The sequence below is a fragment of the Ruegeria sp. BB1 genome (assembly GCF_056539465.1).
On record NZ_JBQFVB010000001.1, the window covers coordinates 349,787 to 369,020 of the forward strand.

The 19,234-nt window shown below is 58.5% G+C and carries 23 protein-coding genes; 15 read left to right on the plus strand and 8 right to left on the minus strand.

Annotated elements, in window-relative coordinates; translation table 11 throughout:
- From ACR0AL_RS01815 to ACR0AL_RS01825, 3 genes are read left to right on the plus strand one after another with little or no spacing between them, the layout of a single operon-like run.
- On the plus strand, positions 1-204 hold the full coding sequence (locus ACR0AL_RS01815; protein ID WP_170348929.1) for a DUF2061 domain-containing protein: 204 nt from the start codon (positions 1-3) through the stop codon (positions 202-204).
- Entirely contained in the window at positions 197-1,081 is an 885-nt protein-coding gene (locus ACR0AL_RS01820) for a fatty acid desaturase (protein ID WP_480661753.1), read from the plus strand. Before ACR0AL_RS01815 ends, ACR0AL_RS01820 begins: the two co-directional genes overlap by 8 nt.
- Before the next feature lie 20 nt (positions 1,082-1,101).
- Positions 1,102-2,004: a DMT family transporter gene (locus ACR0AL_RS01825; protein ID WP_170348927.1), complete on the plus strand. Its 903-nt coding sequence runs from the start codon at positions 1,102-1,104 to the stop codon at positions 2,002-2,004.
- Here ACR0AL_RS01825 and ACR0AL_RS01830 read toward each other — a convergent pair.
- The 4 genes from ACR0AL_RS01830 to ACR0AL_RS01845 form a co-directional block, all read right to left on the minus strand.
- Positions 2,001-3,359, minus strand: a complete 1,359-nt coding sequence (locus tag ACR0AL_RS01830) for a DEAD/DEAH box helicase (RefSeq protein ID WP_170348926.1) — start codon at positions 3,357-3,359, stop codon at positions 2,001-2,003. The two genes, ACR0AL_RS01825 and ACR0AL_RS01830, sit on opposite strands and share 4 nt — an antisense overlap.
- 186 nt (positions 3,360-3,545) lie before the next feature.
- Positions 3,546-4,484 (minus strand): glycosyltransferase family 2 protein, encoded by a 939-nt coding sequence (locus tag ACR0AL_RS01835; protein WP_480646912.1) that lies wholly within the window; start codon positions 4,482-4,484, stop codon positions 3,546-3,548.
- Positions 4,477-5,241, minus strand: coding sequence for a hypothetical protein (locus tag ACR0AL_RS01840; RefSeq protein ID WP_480646909.1), 765 nt, complete (start codon positions 5,239-5,241; stop codon positions 4,477-4,479). Before ACR0AL_RS01840 ends, ACR0AL_RS01835 begins: the two co-directional genes overlap by 8 nt.
- A gap of 44 nt (positions 5,242-5,285) precedes the next feature.
- Positions 5,286-6,893, minus strand: a complete 1,608-nt coding sequence (locus ACR0AL_RS01845; protein WP_480661755.1) for a peptide chain release factor 3 — start codon at positions 6,891-6,893, stop codon at positions 5,286-5,288.
- A gap of 109 nt (positions 6,894-7,002) precedes the next feature.
- On the opposite strand from ACR0AL_RS01845, the gene ACR0AL_RS01850 reads away from it, so the two are divergent.
- The 8 genes from ACR0AL_RS01850 to ACR0AL_RS01885 all read left to right on the plus strand — a co-directional run bounded on the left by ACR0AL_RS01850 (position 7,003) and on the right by ACR0AL_RS01885 (position 14,450).
- Entirely contained in the window at positions 7,003-7,365 is a 363-nt protein-coding gene (locus tag ACR0AL_RS01850) for a nuclear transport factor 2 family protein (RefSeq protein WP_170348922.1), read from the plus strand.
- A gap of 73 nt (positions 7,366-7,438) precedes the next feature.
- On the plus strand, positions 7,439-8,218 hold the full coding sequence (locus tag ACR0AL_RS01855) for an SDR family oxidoreductase (RefSeq protein ID WP_170349419.1): 780 nt from the start codon (positions 7,439-7,441) through the stop codon (positions 8,216-8,218).
- Positions 8,219-8,221: 3 nt separating this feature from the next.
- The gene (locus ACR0AL_RS01860; protein WP_480661757.1) at positions 8,222-9,334 is read left to right on the plus strand and encodes a DNA alkylation repair protein; all 1,113 of its coding nucleotides are present in this window, start codon (positions 8,222-8,224) and stop codon (positions 9,332-9,334) included.
- A 100-nt stretch (positions 9,335-9,434) separates the two neighbouring features.
- Positions 9,435-10,505, plus strand: a complete 1,071-nt coding sequence (locus ACR0AL_RS01865; protein WP_480661759.1) for a methyltransferase domain-containing protein — start codon at positions 9,435-9,437, stop codon at positions 10,503-10,505.
- Between the two features lie 45 nt (positions 10,506-10,550).
- On the plus strand, positions 10,551-11,672 hold the full coding sequence (locus tag ACR0AL_RS01870) for an ABC transporter ATP-binding protein (RefSeq protein WP_170358774.1): 1,122 nt from the start codon (positions 10,551-10,553) through the stop codon (positions 11,670-11,672).
- Positions 11,673-11,793: 121 nt separating this feature from the next.
- A complete protein-coding gene (gene surE, locus ACR0AL_RS01875; protein WP_226688367.1) occupies positions 11,794-12,576 on the plus strand; it encodes a 5'/3'-nucleotidase SurE in 783 nt (260 codons plus the stop codon).
- On the plus strand, positions 12,573-13,223 hold the full coding sequence (locus ACR0AL_RS01880; RefSeq protein ID WP_170348917.1) for a protein-L-isoaspartate(D-aspartate) O-methyltransferase: 651 nt from the start codon (positions 12,573-12,575) through the stop codon (positions 13,221-13,223). Before surE ends, ACR0AL_RS01880 begins: the two co-directional genes overlap by 4 nt.
- Before the next feature lie 63 nt (positions 13,224-13,286).
- Positions 13,287-14,450 carry a LysM peptidoglycan-binding domain-containing M23 family metallopeptidase gene (locus tag ACR0AL_RS01885; protein ID WP_170348916.1) on the plus strand — a complete coding sequence of 388 codons (1,164 nt, stop codon included), beginning with the start codon at positions 13,287-13,289 and terminating at the stop codon, positions 14,448-14,450.
- A gap of 41 nt (positions 14,451-14,491) precedes the next feature.
- Here ACR0AL_RS01885 and ACR0AL_RS01890 read toward each other — a convergent pair whose 3' ends face one another.
- Together ACR0AL_RS01890 and ACR0AL_RS01895 are read right to left on the minus strand one after the other, a co-directional pair.
- A complete protein-coding gene (locus tag ACR0AL_RS01890) occupies positions 14,492-15,163 on the minus strand; it encodes a helix-turn-helix transcriptional regulator (protein WP_480661761.1) in 672 nt (223 codons plus the stop codon).
- A 21-nt stretch (positions 15,164-15,184) separates the two neighbouring features.
- Positions 15,185-15,490 (minus strand): hypothetical protein, encoded by a 306-nt coding sequence (locus ACR0AL_RS01895; RefSeq protein ID WP_170358766.1) that lies wholly within the window; start codon positions 15,488-15,490, stop codon positions 15,185-15,187.
- A 219-nt stretch (positions 15,491-15,709) separates the two neighbouring features.
- Between ACR0AL_RS01895 and ACR0AL_RS01900 the strand changes: the two genes are divergently transcribed.
- The 4 genes from ACR0AL_RS01900 to ACR0AL_RS01915 all read left to right on the plus strand — a co-directional run bounded on the left by ACR0AL_RS01900 (position 15,710) and on the right by ACR0AL_RS01915 (position 18,223).
- Positions 15,710-15,925, plus strand: coding sequence for a twin-arginine translocase TatA/TatE family subunit (locus ACR0AL_RS01900; RefSeq protein WP_170348913.1), 216 nt, complete (start codon positions 15,710-15,712; stop codon positions 15,923-15,925).
- 6 nt (positions 15,926-15,931) lie between these two features.
- Positions 15,932-16,390, plus strand: coding sequence for a Sec-independent protein translocase protein TatB (tatB, locus tag ACR0AL_RS01905; protein WP_170348912.1), 459 nt, complete (start codon positions 15,932-15,934; stop codon positions 16,388-16,390).
- Complete coding sequence (gene tatC / locus ACR0AL_RS01910; protein WP_170348911.1) at positions 16,387-17,262, plus strand: twin-arginine translocase subunit TatC; 876 nt, start codon at positions 16,387-16,389, stop codon at positions 17,260-17,262. Before tatB ends, tatC begins: the two co-directional genes overlap by 4 nt.
- 118 nt (positions 17,263-17,380) lie before the next feature.
- Positions 17,381-18,223 (plus strand): ATP-binding protein, encoded by an 843-nt coding sequence (locus tag ACR0AL_RS01915; RefSeq protein ID WP_480646895.1) that lies wholly within the window; start codon positions 17,381-17,383, stop codon positions 18,221-18,223.
- Positions 18,224-18,285: 62 nt separating this feature from the next.
- Here the strand turns inward: ACR0AL_RS01915 and ACR0AL_RS01920 are convergent, their stop codons facing one another.
- Both ACR0AL_RS01920 and ACR0AL_RS01925 read right to left on the minus strand, forming a co-directional pair.
- Positions 18,286-18,930 carry an SDR family NAD(P)-dependent oxidoreductase gene (locus tag ACR0AL_RS01920; RefSeq protein WP_170348909.1) on the minus strand — a complete coding sequence of 215 codons (645 nt, stop codon included), beginning with the start codon at positions 18,928-18,930 and terminating at the stop codon, positions 18,286-18,288.
- A gap of 41 nt (positions 18,931-18,971) precedes the next feature.
- The gene (locus ACR0AL_RS01925) at positions 18,972-19,220 is read right to left on the minus strand and encodes a hypothetical protein (protein ID WP_170348908.1); all 249 of its coding nucleotides are present in this window, start codon (positions 19,218-19,220) and stop codon (positions 18,972-18,974) included.
- Positions 19,221-19,234 lie beyond the last annotated feature (14 nt).

Sequence of the window (19,234 nt, forward strand, 5' to 3'; positions counted from 1 at the left end):
ATGGAAACACGGCGCAGATCAGTCGTGAAAGCGGTGCTGTGGAATGCGATGGGCTTGCTGGTGATGACACTGGTCGGGCTGGTCGCGACTGGCTCGGCGGCTGTGGGCGGGACACTGGCGATTGTAAATACGGCCATCGGATTGACGATGTACGTTATTTACGAGCGCGTCTGGGCCAAAATCTCATGGGGGCGCAATGTCTAGGCCCGCTACACCCGAATGGGGCACGTTCGCCCTGATCCTGGCTTGCTATGGGGCGTGGTTGGCGGTGATTTTCCTGATGCCGGTTTGGCTGGCAATTCCGGTGATGGGTCTGGTTGCGGCGCTCCATTCCTCGTTGACGCATGAGGCGCTGCACGGCCACCCGTTTCGTACAAAATGGCTGAATGAGGGCCTGATGGCGCTGCCTCTGACCCTGTTCATCCCGTATCAGAGGTTCCGCGACCTGCATCTGGCCCATCACCGGGATGAGACGTTGACCGACCCCTATGACGATCCTGAAACCAACTATCTGGATCCACAGGTCTGGGGCGCATTGGCCGGGTGGCAGCGATGGCTGCTGTCTGTGAACAACACATTGTTGGGGCGCATGGTGCTGGGTCCGGCGATTGGCCAATTCATATTCACGCGGAATGAATTGCGCGGTGCGTTGCTGGGCGACCTTGGCATCCTGCGGGCCTGGGCGCTGCATCTGGTTGGGGTGGCCTTGGTTTTGTGGGTGGTCGGGCACTCGGCAATGCCGATTTGGGCGTATGTTCTGTCCGCCTATATCGGGCTGGGGCTGGTGAAGATCCGCACCTTCCTTGAACACCGCGCGCATGAAAATCCGCAGGCCCGTACTGTGATTATCGAAGATCGTGGGTTGCTGGCTTTTCTGTTTTTAAACAACAACCTGCATGTGGTTCATCACATGAATCCTGGTGCGCCGTGGTACCGCCTGCCTGCGCTATATCGCGCCAGCAAAGACCGGTATCAGACCCGGAATGAGGCTTATGTCTACCGGTCTTACGCGCAGATCTTTAAGGCGTATTTCCTGCGGGCCAAGGATCCGGTGGAACATCCTCTCTGGCCAAAGTCTTGATTTAGCGACACAAGGGGGCCATGAGTTTATGGATTCCCATCACAATTGCTGCCGCCTCGTTCCAGACAGTGCGGTTCATGCTGCAAAAATCCCTCAGCACCGTAAAGCTAAGTGCGGCCGGGGCGACGTTTGCCCGGTTCGCGTATTCGATGCCACTGGCGCTTTTGGGGCTGATTGTGGCGCTGCAAGTGACTGGCTTCAGCCTGCCGCCGCTGACGGGGTGGTTCTGGGTATACGCTGTCATCGGTGGCACCGCGCAAATTCTGGCAACGATCTGCGTGGTCGCTTTGTTCAAACAACGAAATTTTGCGGTTGGGATTACCTTTAAGAAAACCGAAGTAATTCAGACCGCCATTGTCGGTTTTCTGGTGCTGGGCGATCAGATCTCGTACGGGGGTCTGGTTGCGATCTTGCTGGGATTGATGGCGGTGCTTTTGCTGTCCAAATCACCCGGAGGCGACGGGGCGTGGTGGAAACATCTGACCAACCGGGCCTCGCGCCTAGGGTTGGGGTCAGGCGTATTGTTCGCCTTTTCCGCCGTCAGTTACCGGGGTGCGTCGCTTGAATTGGGTGATATCGACGCGTGGTTTCGCGCTCTGATCACTCTGGCCGCGGTTGTGACGTTCCAGTTCCTCAGCATGGCGCTATGGCTGCTGTGGCGCGACCGGGCCGAACTGCTTGCGGTGTGGCAGACACGTCGAACAGGGGTGTTTGTCGGTTTGACCAGTCTGGGCGGATCGTTTTGCTGGTTCTTTGCGTTCACCTTGCAGAACGCGGCCTATGTCAAAGCGCTGGGGCAGGTCGAGCTGTTGCTCAGCCTGTTCGCATCGATCCTGTTTTTCCGCGAGACCATTACCCGGCGTGAGATCGCCGGGATGGCGTTGTTGGGGTTGTCGATCCTGGCGCTGGTGCTGGCGATTTAACCAGCACGGCGCTCGGCAAAGCTTAGGGCAATGAAGCTGGGCAGGTGATCGCCCATGCCCACAACCGCGTTGCCGTTATCCGAACGACGGCCGCGACCTTTAGGTTCTTTGTCCTTTTTGCGGTCGCTCTTTTTGCCTTCGCTCTTTTGCGTGTCGGCAGACTTGGTCTTTTTCTCAGGCTTCTGCGTGTCGGCTTTGGGTTCGTCCTTGACCGGATTGTCGAGCTTTGGAATGTCCTTCTGGATCAGCTTTTCAATCGCAGCCAGCGCTTTTTCGTCACGACCCGAACAGATAGTAATCGCCTTGCCATCGCGCCCGGCACGACCGGTGCGGCCGATGCGGTGAACGTAATCCTCGGGGTGGCCGGGGACGTCGAAATTGAAAACATGGCTGACCGACGGGACATCAAGGCCACGCGCAGCCACGTCCGAGGCAACCAGCAACCGCAACGAGCCGTCGCGGAAACCGTCCAGCGTTTTCATCCGCTGTGATTGGTCCAGATCGCCGTGGATCGCGGCGGCGTCATAGCCGTATTTCTTTAGCGACTTTGCGCAGATATCAACGTCTGTCTTGCGGTTACAGAAGATGATCGCGTTGGTGCATTTTTCACCCTCGGCATCGATCAGTGCGCGCAAGACCTTGCGCTTGGCGCTGGCCTCTCGATCGCGACGGCCGCCTTTGAACATGACCACGCCCTGTTCAATGGTTTCCGAGGCGGTCGCCTGTCGGGCAACCTCGACCCGCGCGGGGGCAGACAGGAAAGTGTCGGTGATGCGTTCAATCTCGGACGCCATGGTGGCCGAAAAGAACAGCGTCTGGCGGGTGAACGGCGTAAGCGAGAAGATGCGCTCGATATCGGGGATAAAACCCATGTCCAGCATCCGGTCAGCTTCGTCCACGACCATGATCTGCACGCCGGTCAACAGCAGTTTGCCGCGTTCGAAATGGTCCAGCAGTCGGCCGGGAGTTGCGATCAGAACATCGACGCCACGGTCGATCAGTGCGTCCTGTTCCTTGAAGCTGACGCCTCCGATCAACAACGCCTTGGTCAGTTTCAGGTGTTTGCTATAGGTGTCGAAATTCTCGGCGACCTGTGCAGCCAGTTCCCGTGTCGGGCACAGCACCAGCGACCGTGGCATCCGCGCGCGCGCGCGGCCCCGTGCCAGCATTGTGATCATCGGCAGCGTAAAGCTTGCAGTTTTTCCTGTGCCGGTCTGGGCGATCCCCAATACATCACGACCTTCCAGCGCAGGTGGAATTGCGCCTTCTTGGATCGGGGTGGGGGATTCGTATCCGGCTTCCTCAATGGCTTTGAGGACCTTCGGGTTCAGGTTCAGTTCGTTAAATTTTGTCATGTAAGTCCGGTTCATGCGGACATTAGACCTGGCCCGCGCGTCAAAGGTGTGCCGGGCCCGGATGGCCATACGCTGCATTGCGCAATTTCGGCTTGGAGGGGGACATAACAAAAACGCCGGGTATGGTCAAATGAAGACCTCTTTAAGGTTTTTACTGTGCTCTCTCTGCGGATTTCTCGCAACAATTCAGTCACTTCCGGGAAAGTGTTTCCTGACTTTTTCGTCCAAATCCAGGGGCCGATATCGGATCAGGTCATGTTGTTCCAGACGGGTTCTCACGTCGGGGTCTGCACCGCTGATTTCGTCAAAAAATGCACGCAGCCCATCCATGCCGCCTTCGGCCTCGATCCAGCTGAGTAATTCGTTCATGTTCATGCCGCCCCGTTCACGTGGAACATTCAGGGACATTCCTGGCTGATACGAGCCACGCGCCAGGCGAAATCGAAGGTGAGCCTTAAAATGTTCCCAGTCGGGGGCGTGTCGATGGCACAGCTCCAACCCCGGCAATTCGAACTTGCAGGGCAAGAGTGTTTTTTCCTGGAACAGGTTGTGGATACGAAAACTCAGTTTCTTCAAGCCCGTCCGGACGATCAGCTTACCTTGCAAATGGCTGAAGAACCCACCCAAAACAAACGCGCCATAACGCGGGTACAGCGATTGTACGAGGGCGTCACGGTGGGGGGTCTTTGGAAGATGCGCCTTAAAAAGATCCGTGCCACCGCCCACGGCTTCGATCGGGCGGACACGTACAGCGGGGATGTGGTTGGGAACATCGGTCAGTTGCTGGGGAATGGGACGGTCCGTCCACAGAAACTCGTCCATGTCGATATGGGCCAACCAATTCAGATTGGTCTTGCGATAGGTGAATGACGCATTTGCGGTCTGACGGTTTTGATGCCGTTCGGGCCGTTCACGCTTGCGGCTGGCCCAGAAGGCCTCATCGCATGTTTGCACGTCGACCTTCGGATGCCGAACCAGGGCATCGAAAGCTTTGGAATTGGGTTCATCCAGATAGATGTGCAGCCGGTCGACCTCAAGATCGAGGTGATAGGCAACAAATCGCAGGATATCCGGGGCAGGGCCCCGAACCGTTGAAACAATGCCCCAGCCAGAGCCGTCAGTCATCAATGTGATCCAACAGGGACTGCCGGGTCTTGTAGTGCTGGATACGCCCAAAAATGCTGCGCGGGTCGTACATCACCAGTTTCAACATCCGGTACCCCAGCGGGCGCAACACCGCGTCGTTTTCTGCATGACGCCAAAGGCGTGCCAAAAGGTTGCGATCCAGATCGCCATTCCTTAGCGAATAGCCCGCCATGCCGAATGCCAATGGAACGTCGTGGTGTTTTTCACCCTGGATATTAAAGGCTTGATCGTTTGGACGAAGGGATACCCGACGCTCGCTATCATGCAGCTTGATCAGATCGTACAACAGGTACAGACCCTGTCCGCCCAGGCGCTGATCCAGTGTTTCGCCATGGTCGGCGAATGTGGTTGCCGAGGAAATAAGCCAACGCACAGGCAGGTCCCGGGCCAACTCTGAACCCTTTTCCCGCCACATCCGCAGAAACAGCGCCCGTGCCTCAGCCGGTGACGGATGCCGGCGCAGCAATGCGATGCACATTGCGTGAACAAGATGCAGCAGCGATTGGCCAGTAAATTCCTGCTGCAGCGCGTGGTACTTCCTGCGCGCGTCCTGCTTGTGGTCAAAGCTGGCGTCCGGGTCAGGTTTTTCTACGGGTGTTTGGGCAAGTTCACTCAGATCAACGTCCGGCGGCGGCAGTACACGTTGTGGATCGCGATAAGGAACTTCTTTGCGTTCCAGATGGCGCATCACCGAATAGAAGCCGCCGGGATAGTTTTCCTGATCCAAATCCGCCATGCTTCGGAACCCTAGAGAACGGTGCCCAAACTACAAGACCCGGATCAAACCATCATTTCCTTAGTCGCTGTCAGGTTCAGCTCGGGGTAGTCGCGCACGACCCGGTCGATATCCCATTGCAAGCGCGTCAGATAGACGATGTCGCCGTCATGATCATGGGCGATGTGCTGTTTATTAGCGTTGACGAACTTTTCAACCTCGGCCTTTTCACCACTCACCCAGCGGGCAGAGGTGAACTGCGACGCCTCGAACCGGACGGGCAGACCGTATTCCATCTCAATCCGGCTGGCGAGGACTTCGAACTGCAGCGCGCCAACGACGCCGACGATATAGCCCGAACCAATCGATGGCTTGAAAACCTTGGCCGCGCCTTCTTCGGCAAACTGCATCAGGGCTTTTTCCAGATGCTTGGCTTTCAGTGGGTCCGCCGCTCTGACAGTTTGCAGCAATTCCGGTGCAAATGACGGGATCCCGGACACGCGCAGCGCTTCGCCCTCGGTCAGAGTGTCACCGATGCGCAGCTGACCGTGGTTTGGGATGCCGATGATGTCTCCGGCCCAGGCCTCTTCGGCCAGTTCGCGGTCAGAGGCCAGAAATAGCACGGGGTTCGAAATCGCCATAGGCTTCTTCGACCGAACATGGGTCAGCTTCATGCCACGTTTGAAATGGCCGCTTGCCATACGGACAAACGCCACCCGGTCGCGGTGCTTGGGGTCCATGTTGGCCTGCACCTTAAAGACAAAACCGGCGACCTTCTTTTCATCAGGCGCAATTTGTCGGGGTTCAGCGGACTGGACCTGCGGCTGAGGGCCATAGGCGCCGATTCCTTCCATCAGTTCCTTGACACCGAAAGAGTTGATGGCCGAGCCGAACCAAATCGGGGTCATGTGCCCCTCAAGAACTGCCTGCGGGTCCAGCGCAGGCAGCAGTTCGCGCGCCATCTCGACCTCTTCTAGCAGCTTGTCCAGCAGATGCTCGGGTACGTGTTCTGCCAGTTTTGGATCGTCTAGACCATTGATTTCGATGCTTTCTGCCACTTTGTTACGGTCGGCGCGATCCATCAGTTCCAGCCGATCGCGCAGCATGTCGTAGCAGCCGATGAAATCGCGCCCCACGCCAATTGGCCACGCGGCAGGGGTGACGTCGATGGCCAGCATCTCCTGAATTTCGTCGATGATCTCGAACGTATCGCGGCTTTCGCGGTCCATCTTGTTACAGAAGGTCAGGATCGGCAAATCGCGCAGGCGGCAAACCTCGAACAGTTTCTGCGTCTGGCTTTCCACACCTTTCGCGCCGTCGATCACCATAACGGCGGCGTCCACTGCGGTCAGCGTGCGATAGGTGTCCTCGGAGAAGTCCGAGTGACCAGGCGTGTCCACTAGATTAAACCGAAAGTTCCTGTAGTCGAACGACATTGCCGAGGCGGAAACCGAAATACCGCGATCCTTCTCCATCTGCATGAAGTCCGACCGGGTCCGCCGCGCCTCACCCTTAGCGCGCACCTGACCGGCCATCTGAATGGCGCCACCGTACAACAGGAACTTTTCAGTCAGCGTCGTCTTGCCCGCATCCGGGTGCGAGATGATGGCGAATGTCCGGCGTCGGGCAATCTCGGGCGGCAATACGGGTTGGTTGGCGGCGGTATCAAGCATGAACGCGCGTATAGGCGGGGAATCCTGCCGAAGCAAGACAAAGGGGGTGTTCAGAATCGTATGGTTATGCCAATAAGAACAAATAGTGAACAAAAGATGGAGAGGATCAATGAATTTGAAAGAAATCGCAGACGAACTGGTCGCTGGGTGTCGTGAGGACCGGGCCAAGGAAAACCTAAACAAATTATACGCGACTGATGCCGTTTCGGTCGAAGCGCAAGAGATGGAAGGCATGGGGCGTGAAACACACGGCGTCGAGGGCATCCGCGGCAAACACGAATGGTGGGAAGGCGCGCATGAGGTCTCGGGCGCGTCGGTCAGTGAGCCTTATTTGCACGGCGACGATCGCTTTGCCGTAATTTTCGAAGTGCAGGGCAAGGTTAAGGAAAGTGGTGAGACCTTCGATATGAAAGAGGTCGGTATCTATCACGTCGCCAACGGAAAAATCGTGCGCGAAGAGTTCTTTTACTGAAGCTTTGTGACTTCTGGTCTTCCCTGTCTGGCCGGTGCTAGACATGCGGGCAACAACAGATGGGGAGGATCAGATGGATCTGGGAATTCGCGGAAAGCGCGCGCTGGTTTGTGCAAGCTCAAAAGGGCTGGGCTTAGGCTGTGCCGAGGCGTTGGCCGAAGCTGGGGTTGATCTGGTGATGAACGCGCGCGGGGCCGAGGCGTTGGATGCCGAAGCTGCTCGTTTGCGGTCCGAATATGGCGTCGATGTGAAAACCGTGGCTTGCGATGTGACCTCGGTAGACGGACAGGCGCAAGTTATCGAAGCCGCGCAGGGCGTTGATATACTTGTGACAAACGCCGGTGGCCCGCCACCCGGACTGTGGTCGGATTGGGATCGTGACGATTTCATCAAGGCGCTGGATGCAAATATGCTGACACCGATTGCCTTCATGAAAGCCTTATTGCCGGGGATGATGGACAAGGGCTGGGGCAGGGTGGTCAACATCACGTCGCAATCCGTGCGTGCGCCGATCCCTGCTTTGGGTCTGTCGAACGCGGCGCGGACTGGTTTGACCGGCTATGTCGCTGGTACAGCGCGACAAGTCGCACCGCGTGGAGTGACGATCAACAACCTACTGCCGGGCATTCACGCGACGGATCGCGCGGAGTCGCTGGATGGTGGCGTGGCTGCACAAAAAGGAATTTCCATGGATCAGGCGCGCGCCGAACGCGCCGAGACGATCCCTGCACGTCGGTATGGGACGCGGCAGGAATTCGGCGCGGCCTGCGCGTTTTTGTGTTCGCAACACGCCGGCTTTATCGTCGGGCAGAATATACTGCTGGACGGTGGCGGAACCAATCTGACGATGTGAGTCATGGCACAGAACTTCTCGCTCAAAGATCAGTTGTTTAATGCGGAAAAGACCTGTTTTTTAGCGGACCTTTTCGCCGATGCTGATCCATCCTTTGATGCCAAGGCATTCGAGGCGCAGGTCATGTCGCGGCTGCTGGAGCTTGAACTGAAAGAGCGCATGGCCTGGATCGCCGACTGCCTGCAACAGGCCGTACCCGGAGAGCTGCCGACTGTCGCGCCAACCCTTCTGCGCGCACTGCCACCGCCTTTGGACCCAACCAAAACAGATGATGATTTCGGTGATTTCATCTTTGCGCCTTTGGGGGATTGGATCGTTTCAGTGGGGTTGGAGTATCCTGATCTGGCTTTGGACGTGCTTGAAGAACTGACCCAACGGTTTTCGATGGAGTGGGCCATTCGCCCATTCCTCAACCGCTATCCGGATCAGGTCATGGCGCGGATGGAACTATGGTGCGGGCATGACAGCTATCACGTGCGCCGTCTGGTCAGTGAAGGCACACGACCACGGTTGCCTTGGGGGCAGGCGGTAGGGCTGGAACTGACCGACCCGCTGCCATTGTTGGACCGGCTGCATAGTGACCCAACACGCTATGTTACGCGGTCTGTGGCGAACCATCTGAACGACATCACCAAGAAAGACCCTGCGCTGGTGCTGGACCGGTTACAGGACTGGTCCGAAACCGGGACACAGGATCGGGACGAACTGCGCTGGATGACCTCACATACGCTGCGGGGGCTGGTGAAGGCAGGCCATCCCGGTGCCATGAAGACGTTGGGCTTCGATCCCGAGGCCGATATAACCGCAAGAGTGCAGGTAAACCAAGAGGCGCGGATTGGTGGGGCGCTTGAGTTCGATGTCTCGCTTAACGGTGCGGGGGATCAACCTGTTCTGGTCGACTATATCATTCACTTTCAACGCCCTGGCGGCAAAACTTCGGCCAAGGTGCATAAGCTGAAGCAGGCGACCTTGCGCGATGGTGCGCTGAGTCTGACCAAGAAACACAAGCTGAAAGGCAATGCGACCACGTTCAAGCTGGTCCCCGGCGCACATCGGCTAGAGATTCAGGTGAATGGGCGGGTTCGCGCCTCGGTCGATTTCGACCTGCTGGGCTAGGGCAGGACCCTCACGCTTTTGTCAAAATTGGTAGCAGTGGTTGCACAGGCGGCAGTGCTGCATTAGCTGCGAAGCAGCCAGTGAGGAAAGGGGTGCTGCGATGAAGCATGAATCAGTGCAGAATTACTATGGCGAGGTCCTTCAGGGCAGCGCGGATTTGCAAACCAACGCTTGCTGTACTCCCGATGACATGCCGGACCATGTCAAAAAGATCCTCTCGAAAATTCATGATGATGTGCTGACGCGCTACTATGGTTGCGGCCTGATCGCGCCGCTGGATCTGGAGGGGATGAGCATCCTTGATCTGGGTTGCGGGGCTGGTCGCGACGTTTATGCCCTGTCTGCGATGGTGGGTGAAAAGGGTCGCGTGGTCGGGGTCGACATGACGCCGGAACAGCTAGACGTCGCCCGCGCGCATCAGGATTTCCACGCGCAGGCCTTTGGTCATGCCGCCAGCAACGTAGAATTCCATCACGGCTACATCGAAAAGTTGGATGAGCTGGACCTGGAACCTAGTTCCTTCGACATCATCGTCTCGAATTGCGTGATCAATCTGGCCACCGACAAAGAGGCCGTCCTACGCGGTGCCCATCGTCTGCTGAAAGAGGGTGGTGAGATGTATTTTTCGGACGTCTACGCCGACCGTCGTGTTCCGCAGGCCATGGCCAAAGATGAAATTTTGTACGGCGAATGCCTGTCCGGCGCACTGTACTGGAACGATTTTCTGTCGATGTCGCGCAAGGCGGGGTTCGGTGATCCACGCCGCGTCACGCACCGCCTGCTGACCATCGAGAACCCTGTGCTGGAAGAACGCGTCGCACCGCTGAAGTTCCTGTCGGCGACTTATCGACTGTTCAAACTGTCCGTACTGGAACCCGCTTGCGAGGATTACGGGCAGGCCGTCATCTACAAAGGCACCATCCCGCACGCGCCACATCTGTTCGAACTAGATGACCACCACGCGATCGAGACAGGCAAGGTGTTTCCGGTCTGCGGCAATACATGGATGATGTTGAACGATACCCGTTTCGCGCGGCATTTCGACTTTATCGGTGATTTCTCTACGCATTATGGCATCTTCGATGGTTGCGGCGGCGAAAGCCCGTTTGAAGCCACCGGCGCGATCACGAGCGCGTCGACCGGCGAGGCTACCTCGGGCGGCTGCTGCTGATCACTTGCACCGGACGGGCGGGGTTGCTATCCCCGCCTAAGACCGATGAATTTGATCGGGAAAAGGCAACGAGGCCCATCGGTGACAATAGACGTAACTCCTCCTCGTCTGGAAATTCGCAATCTTAACGCACGGTACGAGGGGCGGGTTGTAGTTGACGACGTCTCTTTGACGGTTGAAGCAGGGAAAGTGACTTGCCTGCTTGGGCCTTCGGGGTGCGGCAAGTCGACCACGTTGCGCATGATCGCCGGGGTTGAGATGCAGGAGTCCGGTGAGATCTATGTCGACGGCAAGCTGATCTGCGACACCGTGTTCCGGGTTCCGCCCGAACGCCGCGAGATCGGCCTGATGTTTCAGGATTTTGCGCTGTTTCCGCATTTAAGTGTTGCCGACAACGTGGCCTTTGGCCTGACGGGGCATAAAGAAGAAAAGCGCGCGCGCGTTGATGAGTTACTGCGCAAAGTTGATCTTATCCACTTCATCGACCAATTCCCGCATCACCTGTCCGGGGGCGAGCAACAACGTGTCGCGCTGGCCCGTGCGCTGGCTCCGCGTCCAAGGATCATGCTGATGGACGAGCCGTTCTCGGGTCTCGACAACCGGCTGCGCGACGGTATCCGGGATGAGACTCTGGCGATCCTGAAGGAAGAGGATGCCGCGGTTGTGTTGGTGACGCACGAGCCCGAAGAGGCGATGCGCATGGCTGATGAGATCGCACTGATGCGCCGCGGCAAGATCGTGCAGCAAGGTGCACCTTATAACGTCTACACCCGTCCGGCCGACAAGGCGGCTGTGGCATTTTTCAGTGATGTCAACGTGTTGCAGGCGCAAGTGAATGGAGCGTTGGCCGATACACCCTTTGGTCAGTTTCTGGCGCCGGGCATTCCCGACGGCACAGATGTCGAGATTGTCTTCCGGCCACAGCACGTGCGGTTGGACTTTGACCGCAATGGCAAAGGCCCGCTGCCGACGGCAACCGATGGTGTTGCGGCCCGCGGTACGGTCGAGAGAGCGCGGTTCTTAGGCAACGAAAGCCTGGTCGAGTTCCGCATGGACCATGATGGTTCCGTTCTGAAGGCCACGGTGCCGAATGTTTTTGTACCAAATCCGGGACGGGTCATGTGGCTGACCATTCGCCGGGATCGGTGCTTTGTTTTCCCCATTTAGGGCCTGAAAACGTAGTTTAGGCCAAAGTGGTGCTCGAAAGCCTCAGATTGCAGGCGTGCTTTGCTTGCCGCCGCGCGGGGGCGGGTCTATCAAGGTCAAAACGCTGCGGTGGATGGGGCAAATGCGTATTCTTCTGACCAATGATGACGGCATCAACGCGCCGGGCCTGATCACGCTTGAGGCGATTGCCGCCGATCTGGCTGGGCCCGACGGAGAAGTCTGGGTGGTTGCACCTGCGTTCGAGCAATCGGGTGTCGGCCATTGCATCAGCTATACCCATCCGATGATGGTCGCCAAACTGGGTGATCAGCGTTTCGCCGCCGAGGGCTCGCCCGCCGATTGTGTGCTGGCCGGTCTGCACGACGTGATGAAAGACGCGCCGCCCGATTTGGTGTTATCTGGCGTGAACCGGGGCAACAATTCGGCGGAAAACACGCTGTATTCCGGCACTGTCGGTGGCGCGATGGAGGCCGCGTTGCAGGGCATCCCGGCGATTGCCCTGTCGCAATATTTTGGTCCGCGTAACTTGGGGCTGGACGATCCGTTCGAGGCCGCGACCCGGTTCGGGGCGGATCTGGTGAGGAAAATTTTGGACGCGACCCCGGCCGAGCAGGGCGATTACCGTCTGTTCTACAACGTGAATTTCCCGCCCGTGCCCGCGGACGAAGTTCTGGGCACCCGAATTGCCCCACAAGGGTATCGCCGCGATACGCATTTCTCGGTTGAGCCGCACAGTTCGCCCTCTGGGCGGCGGTTCCTGTGGATCAAGGGTGGGTATCAGCACAACCCAACCGCGCCGGGCACGGATGCGGCGGTTAATCTGGCGGGCTACATCTCGGTCACGCCGATGCGCGCGGATCTGACGGCGCATGACGCGCTTGAGGCATTGAAGACGATCGAATGACCGGACCAGATCCAGAAACAATCATGCAGTTCCTGTTTGCCCTGCGATCGCGTGGGGTGACGGATGCGCGGGTGCTGGCCGCGATGGAGCAGGTTGATCGTGGCCGCTTTGTCAAAGGTCTGTTTGCCGAGCGCGCATATGAGGACACACCTTTGCCGATTGCCTGCGGGCAGACGATCAGCCAGCCGTCTGTTGTTGGGTTGATGACCCAGGCGCTGGATGTGCGCCCGCGCGATACAGTGTTAGAGGTCGGTACAGGCTCGGGTTATCAGGCGGCGATCCTGTCCAAACTGGCGCGCCGGGTCTATACGGTCGAACGACACAAGCGACTGGTGCGCGAAACTGGTGCGCTGTTTCGCGAGCTGGGGCTGACCAATGTTACCGCGATGCTGTCGGATGGCTCCTTTGGTTTGTCCGAACAGGCCCCGTTTGACAGGATCATTGTGACGGCTGCGGCAGAAGACCCTCCAGGGCCGCTCTTGGCGCAGCTTAAAATCGGCGGTATCATGGTTTTGCCGGTGGGACAGTCGGATGCGGTTCAGACCCTGATCCGGGTCAGGCGGACCGAGACCGGTCTGGACTATGACGAATTGTTACCCGTTCGTTTCGTGCCCTTGTTAGAAGGGCTTGGCCGGGACGGGGCGTAAAAGAATATTCTGCAACATGCGCCGGAACCCCGGAAAACACGGGCAGGCGTTGAGGACAGTAAGATGAGAGCAGTTTCCAAATCAGCGATGCTCCGCTGCGTGACAGGTGTGGCGGCTTTGGCGATTCTGGCAGGGTGCGAAGGCCCGCTGGACTACGATCTGCGCGGGCAGGTCGGCGGATTTTCGACCGCAGATGCCGCGCGAGGGGTGACCGCGAACCGGCCAGCACCGGATGCGCGCGGGGTCATCACCTATCCGAACTATCAGGTGGCCGTTGCGCAACGCGGCGATACGGTCGCCTCGGTTGCTGCCCGCGTCGGTTTGCCCGAGGGAGAGTTGGCCGTGTTCAACGGTCTCAAACCGACGGACAAATTGCGCGACGGCGAGGTTATCGCCCTGCCGCGCACGGTCAGTTCGACCAGTTCGGTGGATATCGCCTCGATAGCCGGAACCGCGATTGATGAGGCGCCGGCAGATGGCTCGGTTAGGACATCGACGTTGGCGCCCGCCCAACCTGCGACCGCGCCTGCACCGGCCCCTGTGGCATCGGGGCCCGAGCCGATCCGTCACCAGGTCAAACGCGGCGAGACAGCTTATACCATTGCACGGCTTTACGACGTGCCAGTTGATGCGCTGGCCGAATGGAACGGGTTGGGGTCGGACTTTACCGTGCGGGAGGATCAGTTTCTGTTAATCCCGATCAAGAACCAGCCTGCTCCAAGACAAGCGGCTGTGCCCGCCAGCAATGTGACACAACCCGGCCAGGGCTCGCCCACGCCGACACCGCCAAGTGCCACGCAACCGTTGCCGGACGAGGTGATCGCTCCGGCCACACCTGCGCCTGACGTGACGGCCGAGGCTCCGACAAACCAAAGTAATTCTGCCCTGGGATTGCCAGTTACCGGCACGATAATTCGGACCTATGACAAGGGCAAGAATGAAGGGATCGACATCGCCGGACAGTCGGGAGCTGCGGTAAAGGCAGCCGAAGCCGGGACCGTTGCGGCGATCACCGCAGATGCGGATCAAGTGCCGATCATCGTGGTTAAACACAACAGCGACCTGCTGACCGTCTATGCAAACGTCGACAAGATCACGGTTAAAAAGGGCGACCGTGTGCGCCGAGGCGAGCAGATTGCATCCTTGCGGGGTGGGGATAATTCCTATGTCCATTTCGAGGTGCGCAAAGGGTTCGAATCCGTCGATCCGGAACCTTATCTGAAGTGATGGGAATGGCCCATTTCGGGCCATATACCTGACAGCCGGGTTTAGGCGTGCGGGTCGAAATCGCTCAGTGTTTTGCCGGGCTCGTCAGCGAAGATTTCCGGTAGGGGTGAGACAGCTTCGATCAGGTCGATGCGGAACACGCGGAACCCTTCGCGCAACTCACACCATGCGGTAAGGGTCCAGACGCGGCCCCAGTACTCCATATGAAGAGGGCGAATGGTGCGGTCTGTCAGAACGCCGTCGATACGGCGATAGGACAGGTGCAGTTTCTGCCGGGTTTTGATCGCGGACCGAATCGGAGCCATATGCGCCAGCCCCCGCGCAGCGTCGGCAAACGGGTAGACGGCGAATTTCCACGTGTCCGCCTCGGCCACGACCTGGGTGGGCAGTACAGCGTCAATCTTGTCGGCCAGGGTTTCTGCGGCGGCCTTCAGATCGGGGTCTGCGGCTTCGGCCACGATGGCCATGCCGAGGTTCAGCGCTTCAAGCTCGGCCGGGGTCAGGTTCAGCGGGGGCAGGGTGATTTGCTCGCGGACCATATAGCCTACGCCGCGCTCACCCTCGACCGGAACACCCGAGGCCACCAGCGTGTCCATATCGCGATAGATTGTACGAGCCGACACTTCGAGCCGGTCCGCAATATCCTGCGCGCGGTGCAGTTTGCCGTCGCGCAGGATCTGAATGATGTCGAACAGACGATCAGAGCGGCGCATGACACGCCGCCCGGACCGCGTTTATGCAGTCATGTTCCATAGCACATTCTCGTGGCGCATCTGGACACTGTCGGGTTGGATAGCGGCCATCAAGGCCGGGGCAAAGGTTTGCTGCGGGAATTGCGCCGCTGCGTCCTTGGCGGCCTTCATATCCGTCCAGATTACATAGTCGGTCCAACGGCCATCTTCACCCTGGCTCAGCTGACGGTGGGCAAAACCTGGGGCGTTGCGAACGAACGCCTCGGACGCCTGGCTGAGTTTGACGAACTCTTCCGGTGTTGTCCCGTTGGCGAGAGTGAAGGTGACGATTTCAGCAACATGGGTCATTTGATTCTCCGTTGACCAGGTTTCGATGCCCTGTTCCTAATGCCCTTCAACTGACATAAACCTGTCAGTTGTGAAATGCCAGCCTGCAAAATTTGCGTGATCGGATCAATTTTGAGCGCGGAATTGATCTGGCGCACTTTTGCGCAGGGCCATGCAGGCGTAGACACAGACCCAGATCACATTCCCGGCGCAACGCGTCGACGTACAAGGAGAAGAGACATGCTCAACAATATCGGCCTTCCCGGTCTGCTGCTGATCGCCGTTGTGGTGCTGGTGCTGTTTGGCCGCGGTAAAATCAGCTCGTTGATGGGTGAAGTGGGCAAGGGCATCACCTCGTTCAAGAAGGGCGTCAAAGAAGGCGCGGACGAGCTGGAGCAGGACGCTGCCGAAGTGGCCAAGGACGTCACGCCCGAGACCGACAAAGACAAGGCCTAAGCGCAGATGTTTGATCTGGGTTGGACCGAGCTTCTGGTCATTGGCATTGTTGCCCTGATCGTTGTGGGGCCAAAGGACCTGCCGGTTCTGTTTCGCAATGTTGGCCGCTGGGTTGGCAAGGCCCGTGGTATGGCGCGCGAATTCAGCAGCGCCATGAACGAGGCCGCGGATCAGGCAGGTGTGAACGAGATCAAAAAGGGTCTGAACGCGGCCGCCAATCCCGTCAGCACCGCCATGGACAGCGTTAACGAGGCGGCGCGGGACGTTGCCAAAAGCATCGATCCCACCAAGTTCGACCCCGACAGCGAAACAGGCAAGTTGGCGGCTGAGCGGGCTGAGCAGGCCAAGAAGATTCAGGCCTCAACTGCCCGTGCTGCGGCTGAGCGTAAGGCCAAAGAAGCGGCAGATGCGCTAGCCAAAGCCGAAGAGGCCGAGGCCGCGCTGAAGACTGAAAGCAAGACATGACAAAGACCGACGAGATCGAAGACAGCTCGGCCCCGCTGATCGAGCATCTGGCGGAACTGCGCACGCGGCTGATCCACTGCGTCGTGGCGTTTTTGGTCGGGATGATCATCTGTTTCACTGTGGCCACGCCGCTTTTCAACTTCCTTACGAACCCTTTGTGCGAAGTTTTGGCCGAACGCGGGCAGGATTGCGGGTTGATCTTCATCTCGCCGCAAGAAGGGTTCTTCGTTGCTATCAAGGTCTCGCTGCTGGGTGGCTTTATCTTGGCCTTCCCATATATCGGGATGCAGATGTGGCGCTTCGTGGCGCCGGGCCTCTACCGATCGGAAAAGAACGCGTTCCTGCCATTCATGCTGGCCTCGCCCTTCATGTTCCTTCTGGGGGCAAGCTTTGCGTTCTATGTCGTAACACCACTGGCTTACGACTTCTTCCTCGGGTTCCAGCAATTTGGTGCCGAAGGAGAGGCAGTGGTCGAAGGCGCAACCGCGGCTCCGCTGAGCGTGGTGTTCCAGGGCTCGGCGCAGGAATACCTGAACCTGACGATCAAGTTTATCGTGGCCTTTGGCCTGTGTTTTCAACTGCCCGTTTTGTTGACCCTTATGGGGAAGGCGGGGCTGGTTACGGCTGAAGGACTGGGCTCGGTTCGGAAATACGCAGTGGTTGCCATTCTGGTGCTTGCCGCGCTGGTGACACCGCCTGATGTGATTACGCAGGTTATTCTGTTTGTGGTGGTCTACGGCCTGTATGAGATTTCGATCTTCCTAGTCGCCCGGGTCGAAAAAAAGCGCGAAGAGCAACTGCGTGCCGACGGCTACTATGACGACGAAGAAGAAGCCGACGAAGAGATCGTGCGGGAAGAAGACAGCAAGTAACCCCGCTGAAAACCATGAAACAGGCGCGCTCAATCGGCGCGCCTTTTTCGTGCCTGGCCCTTGTTGCGCCGCTTCGAACATGGTTTGAACCGCGCAAGACATGACGCCGGAGGCCCCAATGGACGACCAAGCCCTGAACCGTATCGCCGACGCGCTGGAACGGATGGCACCAGCCCCTTTGGACGCGCCCGATTTCGCGGCTGCCCCGGCATTTGTCTGGCATGTTGAACCGGATCGGCTGGAGCCCGTCACGCAGGTCAACCGCGTCGATCTGGATTTGCTGGTGGGCATCAACCGGTCCCGCGATACTCTGCTGGACAATACGCGCCGATTTGCTGCCGGCTTCAAAGCAAATAACGCGTTGCTTTGGGGCGCGCGGGGGATGGGGAAATCCAGCCTCGTCAAAGCTGTTCACGGCACGCTGCAGATGGATTTCCCAGATCTGAAGCTGGTGGAACTCCAGCGCGAGGATATGGGCTCAGTCGCCCGCCTTCTGAATCACCTGCGTGCCGCACCGCACCGGTTCATTCTGTTCTGCGATGACTTATCGTTTAGTCATGACGACCAGCACTATAAATCGCTCAAGGCAGTGCTGGACGGGGGTATCGAAGGGCGCCCGGAAAACGTCGTATTCTACGCCACCTCGAACCGCCGCCACCTGATGCCGCGCGATATGATCGAGAATGAACGCTCCAGCGCGATCAATCCGTCTGAGGCGGTCGAGGAAAAGGTTTCACTGTCTGATCGGTTCGGCCTGTGGTTGGGCTTCCACCCTTGTGATCAGGACGAATACCTAGCGATGATCGACCGCTATTGCGGGGCATATGGCGTGTCGGTTGACGCTGAAACCCTGCGTGCCGAAGCCATCGAATGGCAGGCAACGCGGGGCGCGCGGTCGGGCCGCGTGGCTTGGCAATTCTTCGTCGATCTGGCCGGGCGCAACGGCGTGCGCATCGCCTAACCCGCCCGCTTCATCTTTTTTCCAAATACTCACGCCGGAGGCATGGCCCAAAGGGCCATTCCTTACAGCAAAGATAAAATCCGAGCGGCTTCGTCTGCCGTGCTGGTCAACGCATCGCGATCCTCACCGGGATGGAAACGCGCACGTACGGCGGTTGGCATCGGGGCAGGTTCGACAATTGAAACCCTCGGGCCGGTGCGTTTGGTCTCTTGTGCCCAGCCACGTGCCAGCGCCATCTGCGCCGCCTTGGTTGCACCGTAGATGCCGTAAAACTTCTGACCGGCTTTCGGATCGTCAAAGAACACGGCATGGCCGGTTTCACCCAACAGGGGGGCAATATAGGGGATCAGAACTGACGTCGCCGTGGCGTTGGTATTTACGGCCTTAGTCCACTCTTTCGGGTCGATGAAATGCGTGGGTGTCAGGGCCGAGGTGTGAACGGCTGTGTGCAGCCACAAATCCACCTTGCCCCAGCGATCATGGATGCCCCGGCACAACGTCGCCATGGCGTTGGGGTCGGCGATATCCATCGGTGCCAGGGTTGCGGCACCGCCTTTGGCCCGAATGCGGTCATCCAGTTCTTCCAGCCCGCCGGTGGTGCGGGCAACGGCGACAATGTGATATTCGGGTGCCAGTGCCTCGGCCAGGGCAGCGCCCAACCCACGAGAGGCCCCGGTGACGAGGGCAATTTTGGTCTGATCGGTCATGACAGGGGTTTGAACCCCCGCACGCAGGGCGTCAAGACAGATTAACTGCCGGGTATGACGATCCGCTTGGTCTGGCCGCTTTGTCGCAGCATTACGCCGTCGGCATCAATGGCAACGATGGTGCCCGACGACACGCGGCTGCCCAGCTTGACCTCTTTCACACGTCCCGAAGACATACGCATAAGGGCCCGCATGTCCGATTTCGGACCAAAGACCCCCAGAACAGACAAAGAGCTTTTTTTCAGCGCACCTTTTTGCGTGGCCGCGCTTTTGACAGTGGCGTTTGACATGTATTCCGGCCTGA

What these genes read in the sequence shown, in the direction of transcription:
- ACR0AL_RS01815 (WP_170348929.1), top strand. Translation starts at nt 1, where the DNA reads ATGGAAACACGGCGCAGATCAGTCGTGAAAGCGGTGCTGTGGAATGCG.
- ACR0AL_RS01820 (WP_480661753.1), top strand. Translation starts at nt 197, where the DNA reads ATGTCTAGGCCCGCTACACCCGAATGGGGCACGTTCGCCCTGATCCTG.
- ACR0AL_RS01825 (WP_170348927.1), top strand. Translation starts at nt 1,102, where the DNA reads ATGAGTTTATGGATTCCCATCACAATTGCTGCCGCCTCGTTCCAGACA.
- ACR0AL_RS01830 (WP_170348926.1), bottom strand. Translation starts at nt 3,359, where the DNA reads ATGACAAAATTTAACGAACTGAACCTGAACCCGAAGGTCCTCAAAGCC.
- ACR0AL_RS01835 (WP_480646912.1), bottom strand. Translation starts at nt 4,484, where the DNA reads ATGACTGACGGCTCTGGCTGGGGCATTGTTTCAACGGTTCGGGGCCCT.
- ACR0AL_RS01840 (WP_480646909.1), bottom strand. Translation starts at nt 5,241, where the DNA reads ATGGCGGATTTGGATCAGGAAAACTATCCCGGCGGCTTCTATTCGGTG.
- ACR0AL_RS01845 (WP_480661755.1), bottom strand. Translation starts at nt 6,893, where the DNA reads ATGCTTGATACCGCCGCCAACCAACCCGTATTGCCGCCCGAGATTGCC.
- ACR0AL_RS01850 (WP_170348922.1), top strand. Translation starts at nt 7,003, where the DNA reads ATGAATTTGAAAGAAATCGCAGACGAACTGGTCGCTGGGTGTCGTGAG.
- ACR0AL_RS01855 (WP_170349419.1), top strand. Translation starts at nt 7,439, where the DNA reads ATGGATCTGGGAATTCGCGGAAAGCGCGCGCTGGTTTGTGCAAGCTCA.
- ACR0AL_RS01860 (WP_480661757.1), top strand. Translation starts at nt 8,222, where the DNA reads ATGGCACAGAACTTCTCGCTCAAAGATCAGTTGTTTAATGCGGAAAAG.
- ACR0AL_RS01865 (WP_480661759.1), top strand. Translation starts at nt 9,435, where the DNA reads ATGAAGCATGAATCAGTGCAGAATTACTATGGCGAGGTCCTTCAGGGC.
- ACR0AL_RS01870 (WP_170358774.1), top strand. Translation starts at nt 10,551, where the DNA reads ATGAATTTGATCGGGAAAAGGCAACGAGGCCCATCGGTGACAATAGAC.
- surE (WP_226688367.1), top strand. Translation starts at nt 11,794, where the DNA reads ATGCGTATTCTTCTGACCAATGATGACGGCATCAACGCGCCGGGCCTG.
- ACR0AL_RS01880 (WP_170348917.1), top strand. Translation starts at nt 12,573, where the DNA reads ATGACCGGACCAGATCCAGAAACAATCATGCAGTTCCTGTTTGCCCTG.
- ACR0AL_RS01885 (WP_170348916.1), top strand. Translation starts at nt 13,287, where the DNA reads ATGAGAGCAGTTTCCAAATCAGCGATGCTCCGCTGCGTGACAGGTGTG.
- ACR0AL_RS01890 (WP_480661761.1), bottom strand. Translation starts at nt 15,163, where the DNA reads ATGCGCCGCTCTGATCGTCTGTTCGACATCATTCAGATCCTGCGCGAC.
- ACR0AL_RS01895 (WP_170358766.1), bottom strand. Translation starts at nt 15,490, where the DNA reads ATGACCCATGTTGCTGAAATCGTCACCTTCACTCTCGCCAACGGGACA.
- ACR0AL_RS01900 (WP_170348913.1), top strand. Translation starts at nt 15,710, where the DNA reads ATGCTCAACAATATCGGCCTTCCCGGTCTGCTGCTGATCGCCGTTGTG.
- tatB (WP_170348912.1), top strand. Translation starts at nt 15,932, where the DNA reads ATGTTTGATCTGGGTTGGACCGAGCTTCTGGTCATTGGCATTGTTGCC.
- tatC (WP_170348911.1), top strand. Translation starts at nt 16,387, where the DNA reads ATGACAAAGACCGACGAGATCGAAGACAGCTCGGCCCCGCTGATCGAG.
- ACR0AL_RS01915 (WP_480646895.1), top strand. Translation starts at nt 17,381, where the DNA reads ATGGACGACCAAGCCCTGAACCGTATCGCCGACGCGCTGGAACGGATG.
- ACR0AL_RS01920 (WP_170348909.1), bottom strand. Translation starts at nt 18,930, where the DNA reads ATGACCGATCAGACCAAAATTGCCCTCGTCACCGGGGCCTCTCGTGGG.
- ACR0AL_RS01925 (WP_170348908.1), bottom strand. Translation starts at nt 19,220, where the DNA reads ATGTCAAACGCCACTGTCAAAAGCGCGGCCACGCAAAAAGGTGCGCTG.